Genomic DNA, 16,900 nt, shown 5'->3' with positions numbered 1-16,900 from the left:
GGCTCGATATGGAGACAATTTTACAGTTTAAAAATTTAGATTATTATTATGAAAGTAATGGAAAAAATGTAGCGATACTAGAAAATGTTAACTTTTCTTTTCAAAAAGGACATTTCTACACGATTTTAGGACCATCTGGATCTGGTAAAACCACAACTCTAAGCTTAGGTTGTGGACTAGATGTCCCTAAAAATGGTTATGTACTGTATAATGGCAAAGATATTAGAAAAATTGGTTTGGATCGATACCGTAATCAAAATGTATCTGTAATTTTCCAATCTTATAACTTAATAACCTATATGACAGCTCTTCAAAATGTCTTAACAGCAATGGAAATTACAGGTGTTAAAGTGCAAAATAAAACAGCAAGAGCATTACAGTTATTAGAGAGGGTAGGACTCTCAGAAGCTGAAGCGAAACGAAACGTCCTGCAACTAAGCGGTGGGCAACAACAGCGTGTAGCAATTGCTCGAGCACTATCTTGTAATGTTGATTTATTGATTGCGGATGAGCCAACAGGAAACCTTGATGAGCAAACCGCAATGGATATTATAGAACTGTTTCAAGAACTTGCACATAAAGAGAATAAATGTATTATTGTTGTGACGCACTCACAGGAGGTTGCTAAAAAATCAGATCGTGCAGTGTATTTAAGTAAGAAGAAGTTGGTTGTAAATGAAATCTAATATAAACATCGTAGCTGTTCAATTCACATAATTTTCAAAATCTAGACCTTTCAAAAGCTTATATTTGTTTTATAATAAAATCAAGCCATAATCAAAATGGTCTCCCTGTACTGAATGTTAAAATAGTTTGTTGTTCCCGTTTTAATAATATTTGAAAAAGAACTTGTAGGATATTCTACAAGTTCTTTTTAGTATAATTGGTTACCTATATCATGGGATAATCATACATAAAAAACGGAACATTACCTAGATGTATAATCTAAATATCGTCCCGTTTACCTATCTATGTATCTGTATAGTTATTGCAGAATTAAACCTACAATCATAATTAAACTAAATACTATCATCCAACCAAACGCGCAATATCCAAAAATTTTAATCCATTTAGGTAATTGATTCATGTTAATTTTATTTGTGGGAACTCCTTGCATCGAAAACATCATTTTTTGATCTCTATCTCTATTATTTTGTTGTTCATACATAATATCATCACCTTTCCAGAACTATTGTGTTTATAGTATATCAACCTAAAGAAAATTATGTACAGAATAAAAGAGGATAGCATATATATTATGTGGTGAATTTTATAAATAAATGCATTTAATTGCCATGATTCTAAGTGCTAATACGTTATAAATACTGAACAAGAGCCCTACATAAATAGGACTCTTGTTCTTCAAATATTAACTTGCTGGATATGCATCAGAACCAAGATAACGTTCTTTTATAATTTGAAGATGATGAAGCTCATGACCGGCAATGATGTATGCTAATGCACGAACTGTAACTTCAGAATTATTCGCATTTCCTCTTTGTGACCAGGCTTCTTTATCTAAGCTTCTAAGTAAATACAGGGTAGATTGGCGAACAACTATTAAATTCTCAAGAAGATCTTGCATAGATTGCTTATCAAAAGCAGCTCTAAGAACATACATATCATCATTATAGCCTGGAAGTTCTGCTGTCTCGCCTCGAGCGATAGATAGCAATCGATACGCCATAATACGTTCTGTATCTGCTATATGACCGATTACTTCTTTTATACTCCATTTAGTAGGAGCATACCGGAAAAGTCCCTTACTATTAGAAATTCCCTTTAATAAAAGATTCGTTTCCTTCATTTGTTGTTCTAGAATATGTATGATATTTCCGTCTGATACCAAGTTGGTATACGTTGCATAATAGGAGTTATATTCACTTACCTTTGGTCTTATTTCCATACGAATCATCCTTTATGTTTAATCTTTACATATAGCTTATCATAAAAGAATTCCAAATTAATCTGAAAAATGGAGGTGAATAAACATTTTTCATCCTCCTTTTCAGTTTCATAGATGAAATGTATCTCAAATAAGAGAATCTAATTTGCTGCTAAGCGTAATTTCGCTTTTTTTGCTGTTATAGGTAAACATTTAAGTTGAATACAGTTTGTCACTACTTATGACAATCGCCATTTAAAAAGTAGCATACGTCATTAAACGAAAAGCCTGTTAATAAGTTTATACTTACTACAAAAACAAATAAACTCGTCCTATTTAAAGGAGAGTTTATTTGTTTTTATGTTTAGATAGCGGAATACTCATGCAAAATTGCACACTATGTTCCATATTTTTTATTGAATACTTTATATCTAACGTTTCAAGAATTTGTTTAACAATATATAGCCCCAAACCACTTCCTCCAGTATTTCGATTCCTTGATTTTTCAATTCGATAAAATGGTTTGAAAATTTGTTGAATATCTTCATCTTTAATATTGATACCTGTATTTATAATTTTCATTTCGATTTGATCTTGTTTAGAATTCTCTCTTAACTTTATATAGACTTTTTCATTATGTGGTGAATACATAACCGCATTGTGGATAATATTTTTGCATGCTTTTTCTAAAAGAGCACAATCTGTATAAATAGAAAGGTCAGAATCAAATTCTTTTATTATTTCGATACTTTTTTGAGAAGCAAAAAATTCGAGATCTTTTGTGATTGTACCTATTAACTTTGAAGGATTAACTTCCTCTACTTTTAGTTTGAAGGTGTGTTGTTCTAATTTCGATACGCTTAAAATTTCACGAACTAATTGTTCCATACTTTCAATAATTTGATGATTTTTCTTTAAATATTGATCGCGATTTTGATAAGGGCCAATATTGTATATCATCCCTTCTAAGTATCCTTTCATTACAGTAAGAGGGGACTTTAATTCATGTGCTACAATCGCAAAAAACTCTCTGCGTTTTGTTTCTATTTCTCTTTCTTTTTCAATATCATTTTTTAATTGTTCATTTGCTTTTTTTAAATCAAACATAGCTTGTTGTAAGTTAATAGACATGTCATTCAAACTATTAGACAATTCTCCTAACTCATCTGTAGAGCGAACCTCAATTTTTTCGGAGAAATCTAAATTTGCCATCTTTTGTGCACCTTCATTAATATAAATAAGTGGCTTTGTAATAAACCTGGAATAAAAATAAGCACTCCCTATACCAATTACGAGTACAATGATACTAATATAGGGGAGAAAGCGTACTAAAACTTGTGAAGCTTCATCAATCGGTTGAAATGTAGCAAACACTACAAGTGTTAAACTACCATCTTGAAATTGAATTGGTTTCGTAACGTTATATGAATTGCTAAGGGTACCTACATTCTCGAACCGTGTTGCTCTAGTAACTACTGTTGTTTGCGAACCACTTTGAGTAAAAGAAAATGAAGGAGAGTATTTAATTATTCCCTCATTATTTTGAAGATAAAGCATCGCATTATTTTTTTTTGCATATTCATCAAAAAGTGGTATCGCATCTTGAAACGTAAGATCTTTAGACTTATCAATGATTTCTTTTATTCCTGTTTGAAGTTGATCTGTTTTGTATTGCTCATAAAATGTAGGGAGAAAGAAGTATAAAGTTAAATAAATCAATACTGCAAAGGATAACAAAATGAGAGATGTAGTCATAAAGAGTTTATAAGTAATTTGCTTCATTTTCATGAGTTTCACAATACTATTCATCAATTTTATAACCAATACCCTTTATTGTTTTAATATAAGGGATAGCTAATTTTTTACGTAGATTTTTAATATGTGTATCAATAATTCGTGTTTCTCCAAAATAATCGTACCCCCAAACCTTCTCTACGATATTTTCTCTTGTAAGTACTTTTCTCTCATTTTGAAATAGTAGTTGTAGAATTTCAAACTCTTTTGTCGTTAATATAATTTCAACGTCATTTACATACACTCTATATGCATCCACATCGATACGAACTTCTTTAAATATTAAATGATTATTTACATTTTTATCATAACTTCTTCTAAGTACAGCTTCGACTCGTCTAATCAAAACATGAAATGAAAAGGGTTTTGTTATATAATCATCGATCCCAAGATCGAATCCTTTCATTTGATCTTCCTCTTCTTCCAACGCAGTTAGCATAATAATTGGTACGTTTGACTGACTTCGAATCATTTTAGAAACTTCAAACCCATTAAGATTGGGCATCATAACATCTAGAAGAATTAAATCAAATGATTGCTTATTAAATTGTGTCATACCCTCTAGTCCATCTGAAGCGACTACCACTGTATACTGCTGTGTCATTAAAAATTGTTTAATTAATTCCTGAATTTCTTGATCGTCCTCAACCACGAGGATATGATAATTTTTCATAATATCACCTCTGGTAGTCATTATAGCCGTACAATCTGGAGTTTATGTGGAGATACAGTAGTAAACTTCATAGGACGTTTACTACCAAAAAGTATTATTAGCTATATTCCTTTTTTATGGAGAAATAATTGCTTAAAAAAACTTATCGTATGAATTGATGTACGATTAATATTTACGAAAAACTAATGTATAATAACGTGAATTGTATGTAGTTTCTTAAAATTCTCGAAAATATACTTTTGCTTCTTTACCAAAAGAGGAAAAGGAATTTCAATATAGAAGAAGCTACTGTAATACTAGAGTGTGTGCCAAGAACTATGGATTTCTTTCATCTAGTTTTTATTTAATCGTTAATCACTACATAACAATGTTCTTGCTAAACCAAAAGTTTAAAGGTACAAACTTGGAAAGATTTATATAATGCTAGAAAGGTTGTGAAATGATTTGATGGGTTATAAAGCGATGCTGTTTGATTTAGATGATACATTACTTGATAGGGATAAAGCAGTAGAGGCATTATTTTTAATTGTTTTAGAAAAGTGTTATGAAAATGTAGATGGTGCGGCTAAAAGCAACATGTTACAGAAATTCAAAGAATACGATAAAAGAGAATATGGCATAAGTAATAAAACGACAGTTTTAGAATCATTGTTTGATGAATTCACGCCGAAGTATAGATTGCCACGCAATTACATCCAAGATTTTTGGAATAATAATTTCCCTAGATGTTTTTCAATAGACCAAAATACTATTCATTTCTTAAATCAAATAAAGAAGCACTTTAAAGTTGGAATTATAACAAATGGCTCAACTCAGAGGCAAAAAGCTAAAATATTTAACACGAATTTAAATAGGTATTTTGAAACAATCATTATTTCTGAAGAAGTGGGATTTAGTAAACCTGATAAACGTATATTCGAACTAGCATTAAATAAGCTAAATTTACAGCCGGAAAATACTTTATTTGTTGGTGATGACTTAGAAAAGGATATTGCTGGTCCTCAAAATGCAAATATAAAAGGTGTGTGGTTTAACCCTCAGAAAATCAAGAATACTACCAAAATACAACCATATGCCGAGATTAACACTTTGAATAGTTTGTTAAGTTATGTTACTCCACAATATTTTTATAACAAGTAAAGGCAATTCCATATATATATTCAAAAATATAAAAAAGAGAAACTATCATTAATTTCATTGACCGTATTAGCAATAAAAAATATATACTTACAACAAAAAATAGGAGCGATTTTAATAGCTTTGGCTAATTTAATCTATGATTAATACAAAGTTTTGTAAAACAATTTTACTCATACTGTGTAAATTATAAAGGGGTGGGACTATGGAAATAAAGAAAGTAGTAATCGATGGAATCAATATTGCGCTCATTAGAAACGATAAGGTATTAATATCGGATGTTCAGTCTGCATTAGATACTATGGCAACAGTTCAATATGAGGTAGATGCGAAACATATTATTATCCATAAATCTTTAATAAGTGAAGATTTCTTTGACCTAAAAACACGGCTTGCGGGTGATATCCTTCAAAAGTTTATAAACTACAAGGTAAAGATTGCTATTGTTGGAGATTTCTCTATGTATACTAGTAAAAGCTTAAAGGATTTTATTTATGAATGTAATAAAGGGAATGACATTTTTTACTTAGCAACTGAACAACAAGCAATTGAAAAACTAAGTACATTAAAATAATAATTATATCCTGCTAAATTCCCCCATTTCACTTAGTTCATAATTATATACGATATAGAAGAACTGATGTTTGTGGTAAACTAAGAGATGAATAAAGGGGGAGTTTTTTTGAACAATTTTAATAATATAATCCAAAATTTAAATAATATAGTTTACAAACCTAACAACTTAATGATTACGAATCTAAAAGAAGAAAAGCAAAACGCAGAATATGCCGGATGTTTATTCCACTTAAATAACAAAACCATTCGTTTTAGAAAATCAAAAGTTACTCCTAATAAAATTGGGCAATTTGTTTCTTTTTGGGAGAAAGATGAAAATATGCGAAATAGAGCTTTCTCTTATGAAGCTGCTCCTGATTTATTAGTAATCACTTGTATTGCTGATAATAAACTAGGGCAATTTATTTTCCCTAAAGAGATTCTTCTTAAAGAAAAAATATTGAGAACACCAAGTCAAACAGGGAAAATGGCAATGAGAATTTATCCTGTTTGGGATACCACTGTTAGCAATCAAGCTAAAAAGAGCCAAACGTGGCAACTTCAATATTTTGTTGATTTAAGTGATATTAATAATTTGCCTATAGATAAACTATTAAATTTATATTCGTAGCTTTTGATTTGCCCCAAAAAGAAGTAATTACAGAAAAGACATTTGTAATGACGCCTTCTATTAATTTACCTCGTGAATCGTAATTTTTGTACCGGTACAGTTAAGTAAAATGTACATTGTTACAGTGCCCCTTAAAATTTACAATCAGCATATATTATTTTAACTTATAAATTTTTAAGGGGTGCTAAATATGACAAGTTTACAAGATCAGCTTTTCACAAGATTAAATCTTAAAAAACGTAATGATGTAACGTTTGAAGAATTACCTACCATACTCTTTTCGTTTGCGCATACTATACCATTTGAGAATTTAGATGTTATAGCACGAAATACGAATCAAATCTCTCTGGAAAACTTACGAGAGAAAATTTTAACTAGTTCCCGTGGTGGACTTTGCTACGAATTAAACACTCTTTTTTACTATTTTTTAAGAGACTGTGGCTATGATGTACAACTGGCATTAGGTACGGTTTATAAAAACGATATAAATGCATGGGCACTTGAGGATGGCCATATAACAATTATTTTAACTTATAATAATGTACAGTATTTAATTGATGTAGGTATAGCTTCGTTAGTACCTCTTGTTCCTGTACCTTTTATTGGTGAATCTGTTTCTTCAAAAAATGGTTCGTACCGGGTGAGACAAAAAGCTACGAGTAGAGGAAATTATGTTTTAGAAAGAAAAGATGCTGCTGGAGAATGGAAAGTTTGTCATGCTTTTTATAAACATATTATTGATGAGATAGTAGTAAATGATGTTCAAAGAAGAGTGATAGAAGATGAGAAGTCTATTTTTAATAAGGGACCAATTGCAGTAAAGTTGACGAACTCTGGCCATATTTCATTAACGAATACAAGTTTAACCGAAATTATTCATGGGGAAAAAACTAAGCGTGAAATTACAGAAGATCAATATAAAGAGTTTTTATATACTTTATTTGCTATTAAGTTATGAATAATAAAGATAGCCGGTTCTTATTCAGAAGCGGCTATCTTTATTATTTTTGGTGTAAATGGTTTTCTTCTAATATGTTTCGGAAACTGCGGTATAGTTAATGTTTTTAATGTTTCCTCAGCTTCTTCATATGTATGAAAAATTGGTTCTTTTCCATCATCCCCTTGTAAAACTAGCCCTTCATCTCGGATTACATATGGCATAAAACCACCCCATCTAGTAAAGAATTGTGTTCTTTTGCAGCAGAATAATATGATTTAAAGTTTGATTTTCTTAATACATATAATACACTAGAACAGTACGAAAAAGTATGTACAATGAATTTTGAATGTAAAGGAAGATTATTATGTCAGTTATTGATAAATTGAAACTTAATAAGTATACAAATATGGTCGTTATTAACGAACCAAGTGATTATGACATTTTTACAGGTAAAGAAACTGCATTCTCAAAAGAACACGATGCTATCTTTATATTTGTAGAAACGCTTGATGAAATGGTGAAACAAACGAATTTTATTATTAGTAATGAAGAATTACTAATTGAAAAAGGTTACGTATTCTTCGCATATCCGAAAAAAGGTAATGCTCGTTATAGTACGTTTATTCACCGTGATGAGATGTTTCCGGCATTAAACGTTGGAGAAGATGGTTATGTGGGAGAAAGCGATATTAAATTTGCACGAATGGTAAGTATGGATGAAGTCTTTACTGTTGTTGGTTTAAAACGTGAAAAGAAAAAAACAACAAAAACATCTGCTATGAGTCAATGTGTTGCCGATTATGTAGATCGAATTAAAGATGTTGAAGCATTATTAGCTAATCATCCGAATGAACTTAAGTTTTATCAAAGTTTAACGCCTGGATATCAGAAAGATTGGGCACGTAATCTTTTTTCTGTAAAACAAGAAAAAACACGTGAAAAACGTCTAGAGAAAATGATAGAGATCCTTTCACAAGGCTATAAAACAATTGAATTATTCCGTAAGAAGAAAAAATAATGATTAAGAAAGTCACAATGCTGCAACAATTAATTGTGATGAGTGCATTGAAAAAAGCATTCCTTCCATTATACTAAGGAATGTTCTTATATTTATATAATTAGCAAAAGAGAAAAGGTGTTTGAAATGAAATCGTATATTGTAGTTGGATCTGGAATTTTAGGAGCGTCTACTGCTTATCATCTTGCTAAGGCAGGTGCGAATGTTACTATCGTGGATCGCCAACAATTAGGGCAAGCAACTGATGCAGGAGCAGGTATTGTATGTCCATGGCTATCACAGCGTCGTAATAAAGCATGGTATAAAATCGTTAAAGGCGGTGCACGTTACTATTCTTCGTTAATTCAGCAATTAGAAGAAGACGGCGAAACTGACACAGGATATAATCGTGTAGGTGCAATTAGTTTACATACTGACGAGAAAAAGTTAGATCAAATGGAAGAGCGAGCTTATAAACGACGTGAAGATGCCCCAGAGATTGGTGAAATAACTCGCTTATCAGCTGAAGAAACAAAAAAATTATTCCCAGCATTATCAGACGAATATAGTTCTGTTCATATTAGTGGTGCTGCACGAGTGAATGGAAGATTATTACGCAATGCATTAATAAGTGCTGCGAAAAAACATGGTGCAACTTTTATAAAAGGCGATGCAGTATTAGTCCGTGAAGGAAATCATATTACTGGAGTTACAGTAAACGATGAAACAATTTTAGCAGAAAAGGTTATTGTAACTGCAGGCGCATGGGCGAATGAAATCTTGAACCCATTAGGGGTTAATTTCTTAGTTACATTCCAAAAAGGACAAATTGTTCATCTGCAAATTGAAAATACAGCAACAGAAAATATGCCAGTTGTTATGCCACCGAACGATCAATATATTTTAACGTTTGACAATGGTCATGTCGTAATTGGTGCAACACATGAGAATGATACTGGTTTCGATCATCGTGTAACAGCAGGTGGTTTACATGAAGTATTCCATAAGGCATTAACAGTTGCACCTGGCTTAGAAAATGCTACAATGCTTGAAACGAGAGTTGGATTCAGACCATTCACACCAGGATTCTTACCTGTTATCGGGCCACTACCTAACTTTGAAGGAATTCTCGTTGCGAATGGATTAGGGGCTTCGGGTTTAACAGCTGGTCCATACTTAGGAGCGGAACTTGCTAAACTAGCGCTCGGACAACCGATTGAATTAGATTTAAATGATTATGACGTTGCTGGCGCAATTGAATAATATGGAGTACTGCTAACATTTATGAAAAACCATGCTAAACAAATTCGACAGAGAATAAGTAGTTTTTCCTCTGTTAAGAGTAAGCCTGTTTATGAAAAATAAAATTATTTAAAAATAGAGGGCCGACATTATAGACCTGCATTAATAATGTAGAATTGTGATGTCGGCTCTTTATTCATATTGCTTTAAAACTTATTTTCGAGAGGAGGTTAAGTAATGAGAGCGCCATATCAAGTATTGATATTTCCTTATATAAAAACTGTCGATTCTATTCAATATGCCATTTTTAACCGAAGTGATTATGGTTATTGGCAAGGAATAGCTGGTGGCGGAGAAGACGGTGAGATTCCTATTGAATCAGCAAAACGGGAAGCATTTGAAGAGGCTGGTATTACAAGAGAATGTCCATATATACAATTAGATTCTGTGTCTTCACTATCAGTAGAAGATGTAGTTGGAGGATTCCTTTGGGGAGAAGAGGTTTATGTAATAAAAGAATTTTCTTTTGGAGTTAAAGTCCCTACAAAAAACATATCATTATCTAAAGAACACTTCAATTATAAATGGTTATGCTTTGAGGAAGCAGTAACGTTTTTGAAATGGGATAGCAACAAAACAGCATTGTGGGAATTAAACAAAAGACTATTAAAACAATAAAAGTTTTAGCTAACAAAGATAGTATTGGAACAAGAATGGAACCATTAACAAACCTTTGCTACACTTCTAAACAATGTTTTAGATTATAAAATAGAGTAATATAGATTTTGTATAGGTAATTTACTAAGAGAACTTGTACTAAGAAAAGCCCTATACAGTTGACTCTGAAAAAATGAAAATAGTTAGAAATATTTTTATATCGTACGGTTTTTGGCTATGAATAACGGAATAGATATTAAGTATTCAACAGTTTAAATAAAACGAGTTAGCTTTTTATTTTAAGAAGAAAGATGACTCGTTTTATGCTAAAATTCGCTTAGTGTATATTTTCGTTAAAATGTGGGTGGGCCCCCTTTTAGCAAAACCGGAGTGGGAATGATGAGTATAAATAGTTTTGTGGGATTGATAAAGGACGAATTATTAAAAGAGGTAAGTATAAGAAGTGAGGATGAATTCGAGCCTGTAGTAGTTAAAGATATTCCTAGACTTTGGAAGTGTTTAGGAACAGGTAATTATGCCGCAGTATTCATGCACAAAGAATACAAAGATTGGGTAGTGAAAGTTTACGTGCGAGAAGGAGAAGGAATTGAAAAAGAGTCAGAAGTATACCGAAGAATTGGAGATCATCCTTCTTATTCAAAGCTTATATATAAAGGAGAAAATTTCATAGTATTGAAACGTTTAAAAGAAATTACCTTATACGATGCTATTCATAAGGGAATTAAAATTCCTAAGCAAGTAATACTTGATATTAATGAGGCTTTAGAGTATGCGAGGGAACAAGGGTTAACTCCTTGTGATGTTCACGGGAAAAATGTGATGATGGAAAAAGGAAGGGGATATGTAGTCGATGTATCTGATTTCTTAAAAACAAAAGAAGATAGTAAGTGGAGAGACCTAGAAAAGGCATATTTCACCTTTTATTTTCCTTTCATTTATAAATTGCCTTTCCCCGTTAAAATACCGTATTTTATGTTAAACATTGTTAGACGTTCGTACAGAAAATATAAGAAGCTTAAAAAGAACTTCAAATTGTAAAAGGACCACATATGTTCCTGAAAACGATTTGAATTCACATAAATAACTTTAGAAAAATTTAAAATTTTGTTTAGGGGCTACTTCAAGACCTTAGCTTGCTGGGCATATGGTGCTACCTCAAAATATAAAAAGATTAGGAGTGAATCCTAATCTTTTTATTTATACATATTTTTGTTAGTTATATCACTATCAATTCCAAAACGGGATATTTTGAATAAAAGAAACCGTTAAAATAAGTGTTGATACGGAACCAGCAGTTACTAAAGTTACTATTTTTCGTCCATTCTGTTCTTTTGAAGGTTTTATAAGTTCTGTAATTAACACAATCCATATTATGATAGAGATTATTGAAATAATATTTATAGACATATGTAACACATCCCTTCTTGTTTTCACATAAATATTTCTGCTTTTATAAAATAAAAGCAATTTAACAAGAAAATATGTAACGCATTACAAATCAATATTTTCCTGTTAAACCACCTTTTTTAAATAGAAATACGACTGATAAAACGATAACAACAGCCTTCAAACTTCCCCAATATGGATAAATAGCATGATCTGTTAGACTAGCATATTGAAAAATATTCTCTAAACCGAAAATTCCTATCATGACTGCTAAAATGAATGAAGCTGATCCATACGTCCCGTTATGATAGAGGGTAAATAAATAGACTGCGAAAATTAGTGGTAAGATGATTTGTAGTACGATTATCATAGTTCGTCCCCCAGATTATTTATAATTATATTATATACAAAATTGTAATAAAAAGGAATACGACTTGTTTGATACTAACAGAACTACTCTAATCATATTCTTCTATAAAAAGAAGAAAAAGGGGTGTGCAGTTAATTGACAAAAGTTAAAGTTAGTTTACGACCCATTGTTCATAATATAAATTTACCAACCGTATTGAAAACAACAATACTTCCAGGCGGATCGACCGAAAGACTATTTATCGCAACCCAATTAGGAGAGATTTTTTACATAGGGGACGGAGTTATAAAGACATTTTTAGATATTCGTCACCTAATTATTAAATTAGGTACATTTGAAGAAGGTGTTTCTAGTAGCGGTTATGATGAACGCGGATTGCTAGGACTTGCGTTCCATCCACAATTTTATCAAAATAGGTTATTTTATCTACATTATTCAGTAGCCGGAACTCAAGGGCCAGGTGCACTTTCTGAACAATTTAAACCTAATCCTTGTGACCCTAAAACATTAAATTTAAAGTGGGTTAATAGAAATACGCAATATGATCACATTGATACTGTGGAAGAATGGACTTTACAACCTAATGGTCAAGCTCAAAAGCGACGAACATTACTGAATGTAAGAAGACCATTTTTTAATCATAACGGAGTCAATAGTTTAAACTTTTCACCTGAGACTGGAAAACTTGTTTTTACAAATGGAGATGGCGGATCAGGTTATGATCCATTTAACTTAAGCCAAGATGATTTAGAAATAGCAGGTAAAATAATTGAAATCGATGTAAGTAAAAATACATTTATAAATAACCCTCCTGTAGTTACACGCTTCGATGAACTTCCTTTATCTATACAAGAAACACTTACAGTAATTGCAAAAGGAGTACGTAATATAACTGGCATTTCATTTCAAAGGTTTTATAATCAATATATCAAATACGCCGGAAATGTCGGACAAGATATTGTAGAGTCTATTTTTTCATTTGTTCAATATAAACCTATACCGGTTACAGAACTTGTTCAAATGCATTTTATGAGGCTCACTCCCAATCAAGATGGGTTTATCAATTTTGGTTGGAGAGGATGGGAAGGGGATTTACCTACTTCTTTTATACGGCATTGTTCCGAAAATCAGACTTTGGATGAAAGAACAATGACTTATTATGATGAAACAATACAAACTTCAGTGAAGCGCATTCTACCTCTACTTAGTTATTTTCATAAAGATTCTAGAACAGATAAGTTTGGAGGAACTTCACTTACAGGAGTTCAGCCATATATGGGAAATGCAATTCCAAATTTAACAGGTAGCTTAGTGTTTACTGACCTTGCTAAGAAAGAAGATTCTCGACCGCCAGTTAAGGGTGTTTTAGCTTATACTAGAGCAGGTACAGACGGTAAACATGCTGACTTTCATGCTATTGAAACCAATTATGATTTTGGTACGCAAGCAGCTTATTATATGAGTTTAGGAACAAATTTGAATCAAACTAGATTATATTTAGGAGTTTACGGTTCTATGAAAGTAACTGATTTTAACAAAGGTACCATTTTTGAAATTATCCCTTAATACGATACAAATTATCAGTCTAAAAATATAATATAAGGAATTCATTCTGTTCCCAAAACGCACGACTTAACTTATCCCCCTAAAAATCTTCAATGTATGAGCATCTATTAACTTGCAGAAAGTAACTCATAAACCGTATGTGTACGAATAATATAGAAAGTAATGAATGAGGTGTCTTTAGGGGGGATTTTAATGAATCGGTTTGTACGTTATTGGTATCAACTGATGATAGAGCATGATATAAGCTTTGTTCATAAAAGAAAATTGTCCCTTGCGAATAAGTTAGTACTTACAGCTTTGATGAGTGCATTAGCCACCATGTTTCAAGCAGCGGGTAACTTAGTTCCTGGTATAGGTTTGCTCATTAGTCCATTTTCGACATTACCGATTTTTTTTGCTATTTTCTATTCTATTCGTGAGGGAATACTTTCTTATATTCTTACTATTTTTCTATTATTTATTATTGAGCCAAGTGAACTAATTATCTTTCCTTTTACTACAGGCTTATTAGGTCTAGCCTTAGGACTAGCCTTTTTAAAATTTAAGAGGAGAATTTGGATAGTTTCTTTTTCAGCAACGTGTCTACTTATAGGTATTATGATCGTTCTCGATGTTTTCCGTTTTCCGGTACTTGGTCCTACTGTTCATACAACTATGGACATGAAAATTATTTTATTAATATTTATACTGAGCTTTCTATATTGCTGGATTTATGCAGGTTTTTGCAGAATAATGATGAATATATTATGTAAAGTGTTGTATTGACAATGGCATAATGAAGATTGGAGAATGTATTCATGACTAACGTTGCAGTTAGAAGACCGAATTTGAATGATGTAGATGAACTATATTTATTTTTCCGTATCGTTATTACGAATACATACAAAAATGAAGGATTATCACAACTATTGGATGACATAGAAAATGAAATTAACATGAAAAAGCAATATTTGAAAACAGATTTTGATAGTAATGGAGAAAAACGTTACTTTTTATTAGCAATTGATACAAATAACAATAAAATCATTGGAACAATTGAAGTTGGTCCAGCAAGTACATTGATTAATAGTTGTACAGGTGGTGTACTTAAGGATTTGTATGAAATAGGAACTGTATTTATACTTCCAGAGTATCAAAGAAAGGGTATCGGGAGTTTACTGCTACATACAATGTTTCTTACGTTACTTAGCAGAGGAATAACAGAATTCTGTTTAGATAGTGGATACAGAAAAGCGCAAAGTATATGGACAAAGAAGTTTGGAGAGCCTAGTTATGTACTGAAAGATTATTGGGGAGAATCAAGTGATCATATGATTTGGAAGAAGAGTTTACATGATACACCTATAATATTTGAATTATAAAATGAAATATAACTATGAACGTAGCTTTTCTTACATATGTATGCTATTATTTATCTTTATAATAAAAGAGGACGTGAATGAACTTGATTAAAATTAGTATCCCTGAAGTTGATGTTACAATTACTGAACGTAAACAAGTTATTAAAGGAGACGAGCCAATCATTACTCCAATTAATGGATTTATCGATTTCCACTTGTTCCCTAGAGATAAAGGCGGCATTTTTATGTTTTACAATATTAATGACGAACTACTTTTCGTAGGTAAAGCTCGTAAAATTAGACAACGTATTAAGAAGCATTTTGAAGATAATGTTTCACCAATTAAAAATCACCGTGATGAAGTATACCGCATTGATGCATGTATCGTAGAAGATCCAACAGAAAGAGAAATTTACGAAACATATATCATTAATGAATACAAAGCGAAATATAACGTTGATAAAGTATTCTACAAATAATCAACATTAATAAAAAACAATCCTAGCTAATATGCCAGGATTGTTTTTTATTTAGATTTATTCTTCATATCTTTCTCCTTTTTTCAAATGATTAGCCACAATAAAACAGAATATCCCTATAAATATAAGTACAATACCAAGCGTTTTATGGTTTCCTTCAAAGAAAGGAATATCTGAAATAACATTTGTCATACATAGTCCTAAAAATACAAGGATAGGGCCCATCCAAAGTAATACATTACCGAATTTTGTGTGCTTCCACATAATAACCCTCCTTAATTCTCTTTACATATATATCCATAAACTAAAAGTAAATTCATAGAGAAATATAGTTTTTTTCATATCGAAAATTTAACCCTCATATATTGGTACAAGCAAAAGAGAAAGGAGACCATCATGAATTGGTTAGAAGCTTTCATATTAGGTATAATTCAAGGTTTAACAGAATTTTTACCAATCAGTAGTACCGGACATCTTTATTTAGGAAGGCATTTATTTCAATTAGATGAAGCAGGCTTATTTTTAGATACGATGTTGCATATTGGGACTTTACTTGCAGTGTTTATTTATTACAAAAAAGAATTTATATATTTAATTAAAAACCCATTTTCAAAGCTCATGTTATTACTTATTGTTGGGACGATACCTGCAGTTGTTATTGGTTTATTGTTTAAAGACTTCTTTGAAGATATTTCAAAAACAGGAATCACGATCGGTTGGGAGTTTTTAGTGACCGGATTCTTTCTCTACATGGCAGATAAACAAAAGAATGGTCGTAAAAAAATGGATGACATAACATATAAAGACGCATTAATTATCGGTTCATTTCAAGCTGCTGCTATTTTTCCAGCCATTTCCCGTTCTGGAATGACAATTGTCGCTGCATTATGGAGAAAATTAGACCGTGAAACTGCTGCTTACTTTTCTTTTTTACTGTCGACACCAGCTATTGTTGGAGCTATCACTTTGCAATTTGCAGACGTTTTTCAAGGGAAAGCAGAATCTATTTCTAGTACATCTTTAATTGTCGGAACGTTATCAGCAGCGTTTTTTGGATACATAGCCGTTTCATGGATGATTCAATATTTAAAACGTCACTCCTTAAAAGTATTCGCGTATTACGTATGGGGATTAGGTATTTTAATTTTAACGTTGCAATTTACTGATGTATTTTAAGTATAATGATAAAGAAGTTAATTAGTTTAAGATCCTGTTTCATTCATACAA

Annotated in this window: 22 protein-coding genes; 14 read left to right on the top strand and 8 right to left on the bottom strand. The window is 31.6% G+C overall.

Annotated features, from left to right (window positions below):
• Positions 1-8: 8 nt before the first annotated feature.
• Positions 9-686: an ABC transporter ATP-binding protein gene (locus tag OXT04_RS03585; protein ID WP_000447865.1), complete on the top strand. Its 678-nt coding sequence runs from the start codon at positions 9-11 to the stop codon at positions 684-686.
• 299 nt (positions 687-985) lie between these two features.
• Here the strand turns inward: OXT04_RS03585 and OXT04_RS03580 are convergent, their stop codons facing one another.
• The 4 genes from OXT04_RS03580 to OXT04_RS03565 all read right to left on the bottom strand — a co-directional run bounded on the left by OXT04_RS03580 (position 986) and on the right by OXT04_RS03565 (position 4,352).
• Positions 986-1,168, bottom strand: coding sequence for a hypothetical protein (locus OXT04_RS03580; RefSeq protein ID WP_000273237.1), 183 nt, complete (start codon positions 1,166-1,168; stop codon positions 986-988).
• A 201-nt stretch (positions 1,169-1,369) separates the two neighbouring features.
• On the bottom strand, positions 1,370-1,906 hold the full coding sequence (locus OXT04_RS03575; protein WP_000405918.1) for a DinB family protein: 537 nt from the start codon (positions 1,904-1,906) through the stop codon (positions 1,370-1,372).
• Between the two features lie 327 nt (positions 1,907-2,233).
• Positions 2,234-3,694: a sensor histidine kinase gene (locus OXT04_RS03570; protein WP_267413099.1), complete on the bottom strand. Its 1,461-nt coding sequence runs from the start codon at positions 3,692-3,694 to the stop codon at positions 2,234-2,236.
• A complete protein-coding gene (locus OXT04_RS03565; RefSeq protein ID WP_000800739.1) occupies positions 3,687-4,352 on the bottom strand; it encodes a response regulator transcription factor in 666 nt (221 codons plus the stop codon). Before OXT04_RS03565 ends, OXT04_RS03570 begins: the two co-directional genes overlap by 8 nt.
• Positions 4,353-4,799: 447 nt before the next feature.
• On the opposite strand from OXT04_RS03565, the gene OXT04_RS03560 reads away from it, so the two are divergent.
• The 4 genes from OXT04_RS03560 to OXT04_RS03545 all read left to right on the top strand — a co-directional run bounded on the left by OXT04_RS03560 (position 4,800) and on the right by OXT04_RS03545 (position 7,633).
• A complete protein-coding gene (locus OXT04_RS03560) occupies positions 4,800-5,492 on the top strand; it encodes an HAD family hydrolase (protein ID WP_061660936.1) in 693 nt (230 codons plus the stop codon).
• 202 nt (positions 5,493-5,694) lie between these two features.
• Positions 5,695-6,063, top strand: a complete 369-nt coding sequence (locus tag OXT04_RS03555; protein WP_061660937.1) for a DUF4180 domain-containing protein — start codon at positions 5,695-5,697, stop codon at positions 6,061-6,063.
• A gap of 87 nt (positions 6,064-6,150) precedes the next feature.
• The gene (locus tag OXT04_RS03550; RefSeq protein WP_080451150.1) at positions 6,151-6,675 is read left to right on the top strand and encodes a MepB family protein; all 525 of its coding nucleotides are present in this window, start codon (positions 6,151-6,153) and stop codon (positions 6,673-6,675) included.
• 190 nt (positions 6,676-6,865) lie between these two features.
• Positions 6,866-7,633 (top strand): arylamine N-acetyltransferase family protein, encoded by a 768-nt coding sequence (locus OXT04_RS03545; protein WP_098211303.1) that lies wholly within the window; start codon positions 6,866-6,868, stop codon positions 7,631-7,633.
• 20 nt (positions 7,634-7,653) lie between these two features.
• Here OXT04_RS03545 and OXT04_RS03540 read toward each other — a convergent pair whose 3' ends face one another.
• Positions 7,654-7,836 (bottom strand): hypothetical protein, encoded by a 183-nt coding sequence (locus tag OXT04_RS03540; RefSeq protein ID WP_001147158.1) that lies wholly within the window; start codon positions 7,834-7,836, stop codon positions 7,654-7,656.
• A 143-nt stretch (positions 7,837-7,979) separates the two neighbouring features.
• Between OXT04_RS03540 and OXT04_RS03535 the strand changes: the two genes are divergently transcribed.
• The 4 genes from OXT04_RS03535 (at position 7,980) to OXT04_RS03520 (ending at position 11,570) form a co-directional block, all read left to right on the top strand.
• The gene (locus tag OXT04_RS03535) at positions 7,980-8,633 is read left to right on the top strand and encodes a YdeI/OmpD-associated family protein (RefSeq protein ID WP_070757832.1); all 654 of its coding nucleotides are present in this window, start codon (positions 7,980-7,982) and stop codon (positions 8,631-8,633) included.
• Positions 8,634-8,759: 126 nt separating this feature from the next.
• A complete protein-coding gene (locus OXT04_RS03530) occupies positions 8,760-9,875 on the top strand; it encodes an NAD(P)/FAD-dependent oxidoreductase (RefSeq protein WP_098250684.1) in 1,116 nt (371 codons plus the stop codon).
• Between the two features lie 216 nt (positions 9,876-10,091).
• Positions 10,092-10,532 (top strand): NUDIX hydrolase, encoded by a 441-nt coding sequence (locus OXT04_RS03525; protein ID WP_001202619.1) that lies wholly within the window; start codon positions 10,092-10,094, stop codon positions 10,530-10,532.
• 378 nt (positions 10,533-10,910) lie between these two features.
• On the top strand, positions 10,911-11,570 hold the full coding sequence (locus OXT04_RS03520; protein ID WP_000026522.1) for a protein kinase family protein: 660 nt from the start codon (positions 10,911-10,913) through the stop codon (positions 11,568-11,570).
• 189 nt (positions 11,571-11,759) lie between these two features.
• On the opposite strand, the gene OXT04_RS03515 is transcribed toward OXT04_RS03520, so the two are convergent.
• Both OXT04_RS03515 and OXT04_RS03510 read right to left on the bottom strand, forming a co-directional pair.
• A complete protein-coding gene (locus OXT04_RS03515) occupies positions 11,760-11,939 on the bottom strand; it encodes a hypothetical protein (RefSeq protein ID WP_000026312.1) in 180 nt (59 codons plus the stop codon).
• A 91-nt stretch (positions 11,940-12,030) separates the two neighbouring features.
• Positions 12,031-12,288 carry a hypothetical protein gene (locus OXT04_RS03510; protein ID WP_000587696.1) on the bottom strand — a complete coding sequence of 86 codons (258 nt, stop codon included), beginning with the start codon at positions 12,286-12,288 and terminating at the stop codon, positions 12,031-12,033.
• Positions 12,289-12,423: 135 nt separating this feature from the next.
• Here OXT04_RS03510 and OXT04_RS03505 point away from each other — a divergent pair, with 135 nt between their 5' ends.
• The 4 genes from OXT04_RS03505 (at position 12,424) to OXT04_RS03490 (ending at position 15,673) form a co-directional block, all read left to right on the top strand.
• Positions 12,424-13,854, top strand: coding sequence for a PQQ-dependent sugar dehydrogenase (locus OXT04_RS03505; RefSeq protein ID WP_267413056.1), 1,431 nt, complete (start codon positions 12,424-12,426; stop codon positions 13,852-13,854).
• 192 nt (positions 13,855-14,046) lie between these two features.
• The gene (locus tag OXT04_RS03500) at positions 14,047-14,619 is read left to right on the top strand and encodes a hypothetical protein (RefSeq protein WP_267413054.1); all 573 of its coding nucleotides are present in this window, start codon (positions 14,047-14,049) and stop codon (positions 14,617-14,619) included.
• A 32-nt stretch (positions 14,620-14,651) separates the two neighbouring features.
• Entirely contained in the window at positions 14,652-15,215 is a 564-nt protein-coding gene (locus OXT04_RS03495; RefSeq protein ID WP_000185959.1) for a GNAT family N-acetyltransferase, read from the top strand.
• Positions 15,216-15,292: 77 nt separating this feature from the next.
• Complete coding sequence (locus OXT04_RS03490) at positions 15,293-15,673, top strand: nucleotide excision repair endonuclease (RefSeq protein WP_001048947.1); 381 nt, start codon at positions 15,293-15,295, stop codon at positions 15,671-15,673.
• 57 nt (positions 15,674-15,730) lie between these two features.
• On the opposite strand, the gene OXT04_RS03485 is transcribed toward OXT04_RS03490, so the two are convergent.
• Positions 15,731-15,937 carry a hypothetical protein gene (locus tag OXT04_RS03485; RefSeq protein ID WP_025709423.1) on the bottom strand — a complete coding sequence of 69 codons (207 nt, stop codon included), beginning with the start codon at positions 15,935-15,937 and terminating at the stop codon, positions 15,731-15,733.
• 132 nt (positions 15,938-16,069) lie between these two features.
• Here OXT04_RS03485 and OXT04_RS03480 point away from each other — a divergent pair, with 132 nt between their 5' ends.
• Positions 16,070-16,849, top strand: coding sequence for an undecaprenyl-diphosphate phosphatase (locus tag OXT04_RS03480; RefSeq protein WP_267413042.1), 780 nt, complete (start codon positions 16,070-16,072; stop codon positions 16,847-16,849).
• The last annotated feature ends 51 nt before the right edge of the window (positions 16,850-16,900 follow it).

The organism is Bacillus sp. GC_Bacil_1 (assembly GCF_026540675.1).
Taxonomy (GTDB): Bacteria; Bacillota; Bacilli; order Bacillales; family Bacillaceae_G; genus Bacillus_A; species Bacillus_A cereus.
The sequence above is the reverse complement of the archived record's forward strand: the minus strand, read 5'-3'. Positions and strand labels throughout refer to the sequence as shown.

What these genes read in the sequence shown, in the direction of transcription:
- OXT04_RS03525 (WP_001202619.1), top strand. Translation starts at nt 10,092, where the DNA reads ATGAGAGCGCCATATCAAGTATTGATATTTCCTTATATAAAAACTGTC.
- OXT04_RS03560 (WP_061660936.1), top strand. Translation starts at nt 4,800, where the DNA reads ATGGGTTATAAAGCGATGCTGTTTGATTTAGATGATACATTACTTGAT.
- OXT04_RS03580 (WP_000273237.1), bottom strand. Translation starts at nt 1,168, where the DNA reads ATGTATGAACAACAAAATAATAGAGATAGAGATCAAAAAATGATGTTT.
- OXT04_RS03480 (WP_267413042.1), top strand. Translation starts at nt 16,070, where the DNA reads ATGAATTGGTTAGAAGCTTTCATATTAGGTATAATTCAAGGTTTAACA.
- OXT04_RS03495 (WP_000185959.1), top strand. Translation starts at nt 14,652, where the DNA reads ATGACTAACGTTGCAGTTAGAAGACCGAATTTGAATGATGTAGATGAA.
- OXT04_RS03485 (WP_025709423.1), bottom strand. Translation starts at nt 15,937, where the DNA reads ATGTGGAAGCACACAAAATTCGGTAATGTATTACTTTGGATGGGCCCT.
- OXT04_RS03520 (WP_000026522.1), top strand. Translation starts at nt 10,911, where the DNA reads ATGAGTATAAATAGTTTTGTGGGATTGATAAAGGACGAATTATTAAAA.
- OXT04_RS03515 (WP_000026312.1), bottom strand. Translation starts at nt 11,939, where the DNA reads ATGTCTATAAATATTATTTCAATAATCTCTATCATAATATGGATTGTG.
- OXT04_RS03550 (WP_080451150.1), top strand. Translation starts at nt 6,151, where the DNA reads ATGAATAAAGGGGGAGTTTTTTTGAACAATTTTAATAATATAATCCAA.
- OXT04_RS03540 (WP_001147158.1), bottom strand. Translation starts at nt 7,836, where the DNA reads ATGCCATATGTAATCCGAGATGAAGGGCTAGTTTTACAAGGGGATGAT.
- OXT04_RS03535 (WP_070757832.1), top strand. Translation starts at nt 7,980, where the DNA reads ATGTCAGTTATTGATAAATTGAAACTTAATAAGTATACAAATATGGTC.
- OXT04_RS03565 (WP_000800739.1), bottom strand. Translation starts at nt 4,352, where the DNA reads ATGAAAAATTATCATATCCTCGTGGTTGAGGACGATCAAGAAATTCAG.
- OXT04_RS03510 (WP_000587696.1), bottom strand. Translation starts at nt 12,288, where the DNA reads ATGATAATCGTACTACAAATCATCTTACCACTAATTTTCGCAGTCTAT.
- OXT04_RS03490 (WP_001048947.1), top strand. Translation starts at nt 15,293, where the DNA reads ATGAACTTGATTAAAATTAGTATCCCTGAAGTTGATGTTACAATTACT.
- OXT04_RS03545 (WP_098211303.1), top strand. Translation starts at nt 6,866, where the DNA reads ATGACAAGTTTACAAGATCAGCTTTTCACAAGATTAAATCTTAAAAAA.
- OXT04_RS03530 (WP_098250684.1), top strand. Translation starts at nt 8,760, where the DNA reads ATGAAATCGTATATTGTAGTTGGATCTGGAATTTTAGGAGCGTCTACT.
- OXT04_RS03570 (WP_267413099.1), bottom strand. Translation starts at nt 3,694, where the DNA reads ATGAATAGTATTGTGAAACTCATGAAAATGAAGCAAATTACTTATAAA.
- OXT04_RS03500 (WP_267413054.1), top strand. Translation starts at nt 14,047, where the DNA reads ATGAATCGGTTTGTACGTTATTGGTATCAACTGATGATAGAGCATGAT.
- OXT04_RS03555 (WP_061660937.1), top strand. Translation starts at nt 5,695, where the DNA reads ATGGAAATAAAGAAAGTAGTAATCGATGGAATCAATATTGCGCTCATT.
- OXT04_RS03585 (WP_000447865.1), top strand. Translation starts at nt 9, where the DNA reads ATGGAGACAATTTTACAGTTTAAAAATTTAGATTATTATTATGAAAGT.
- OXT04_RS03575 (WP_000405918.1), bottom strand. Translation starts at nt 1,906, where the DNA reads ATGGAAATAAGACCAAAGGTAAGTGAATATAACTCCTATTATGCAACG.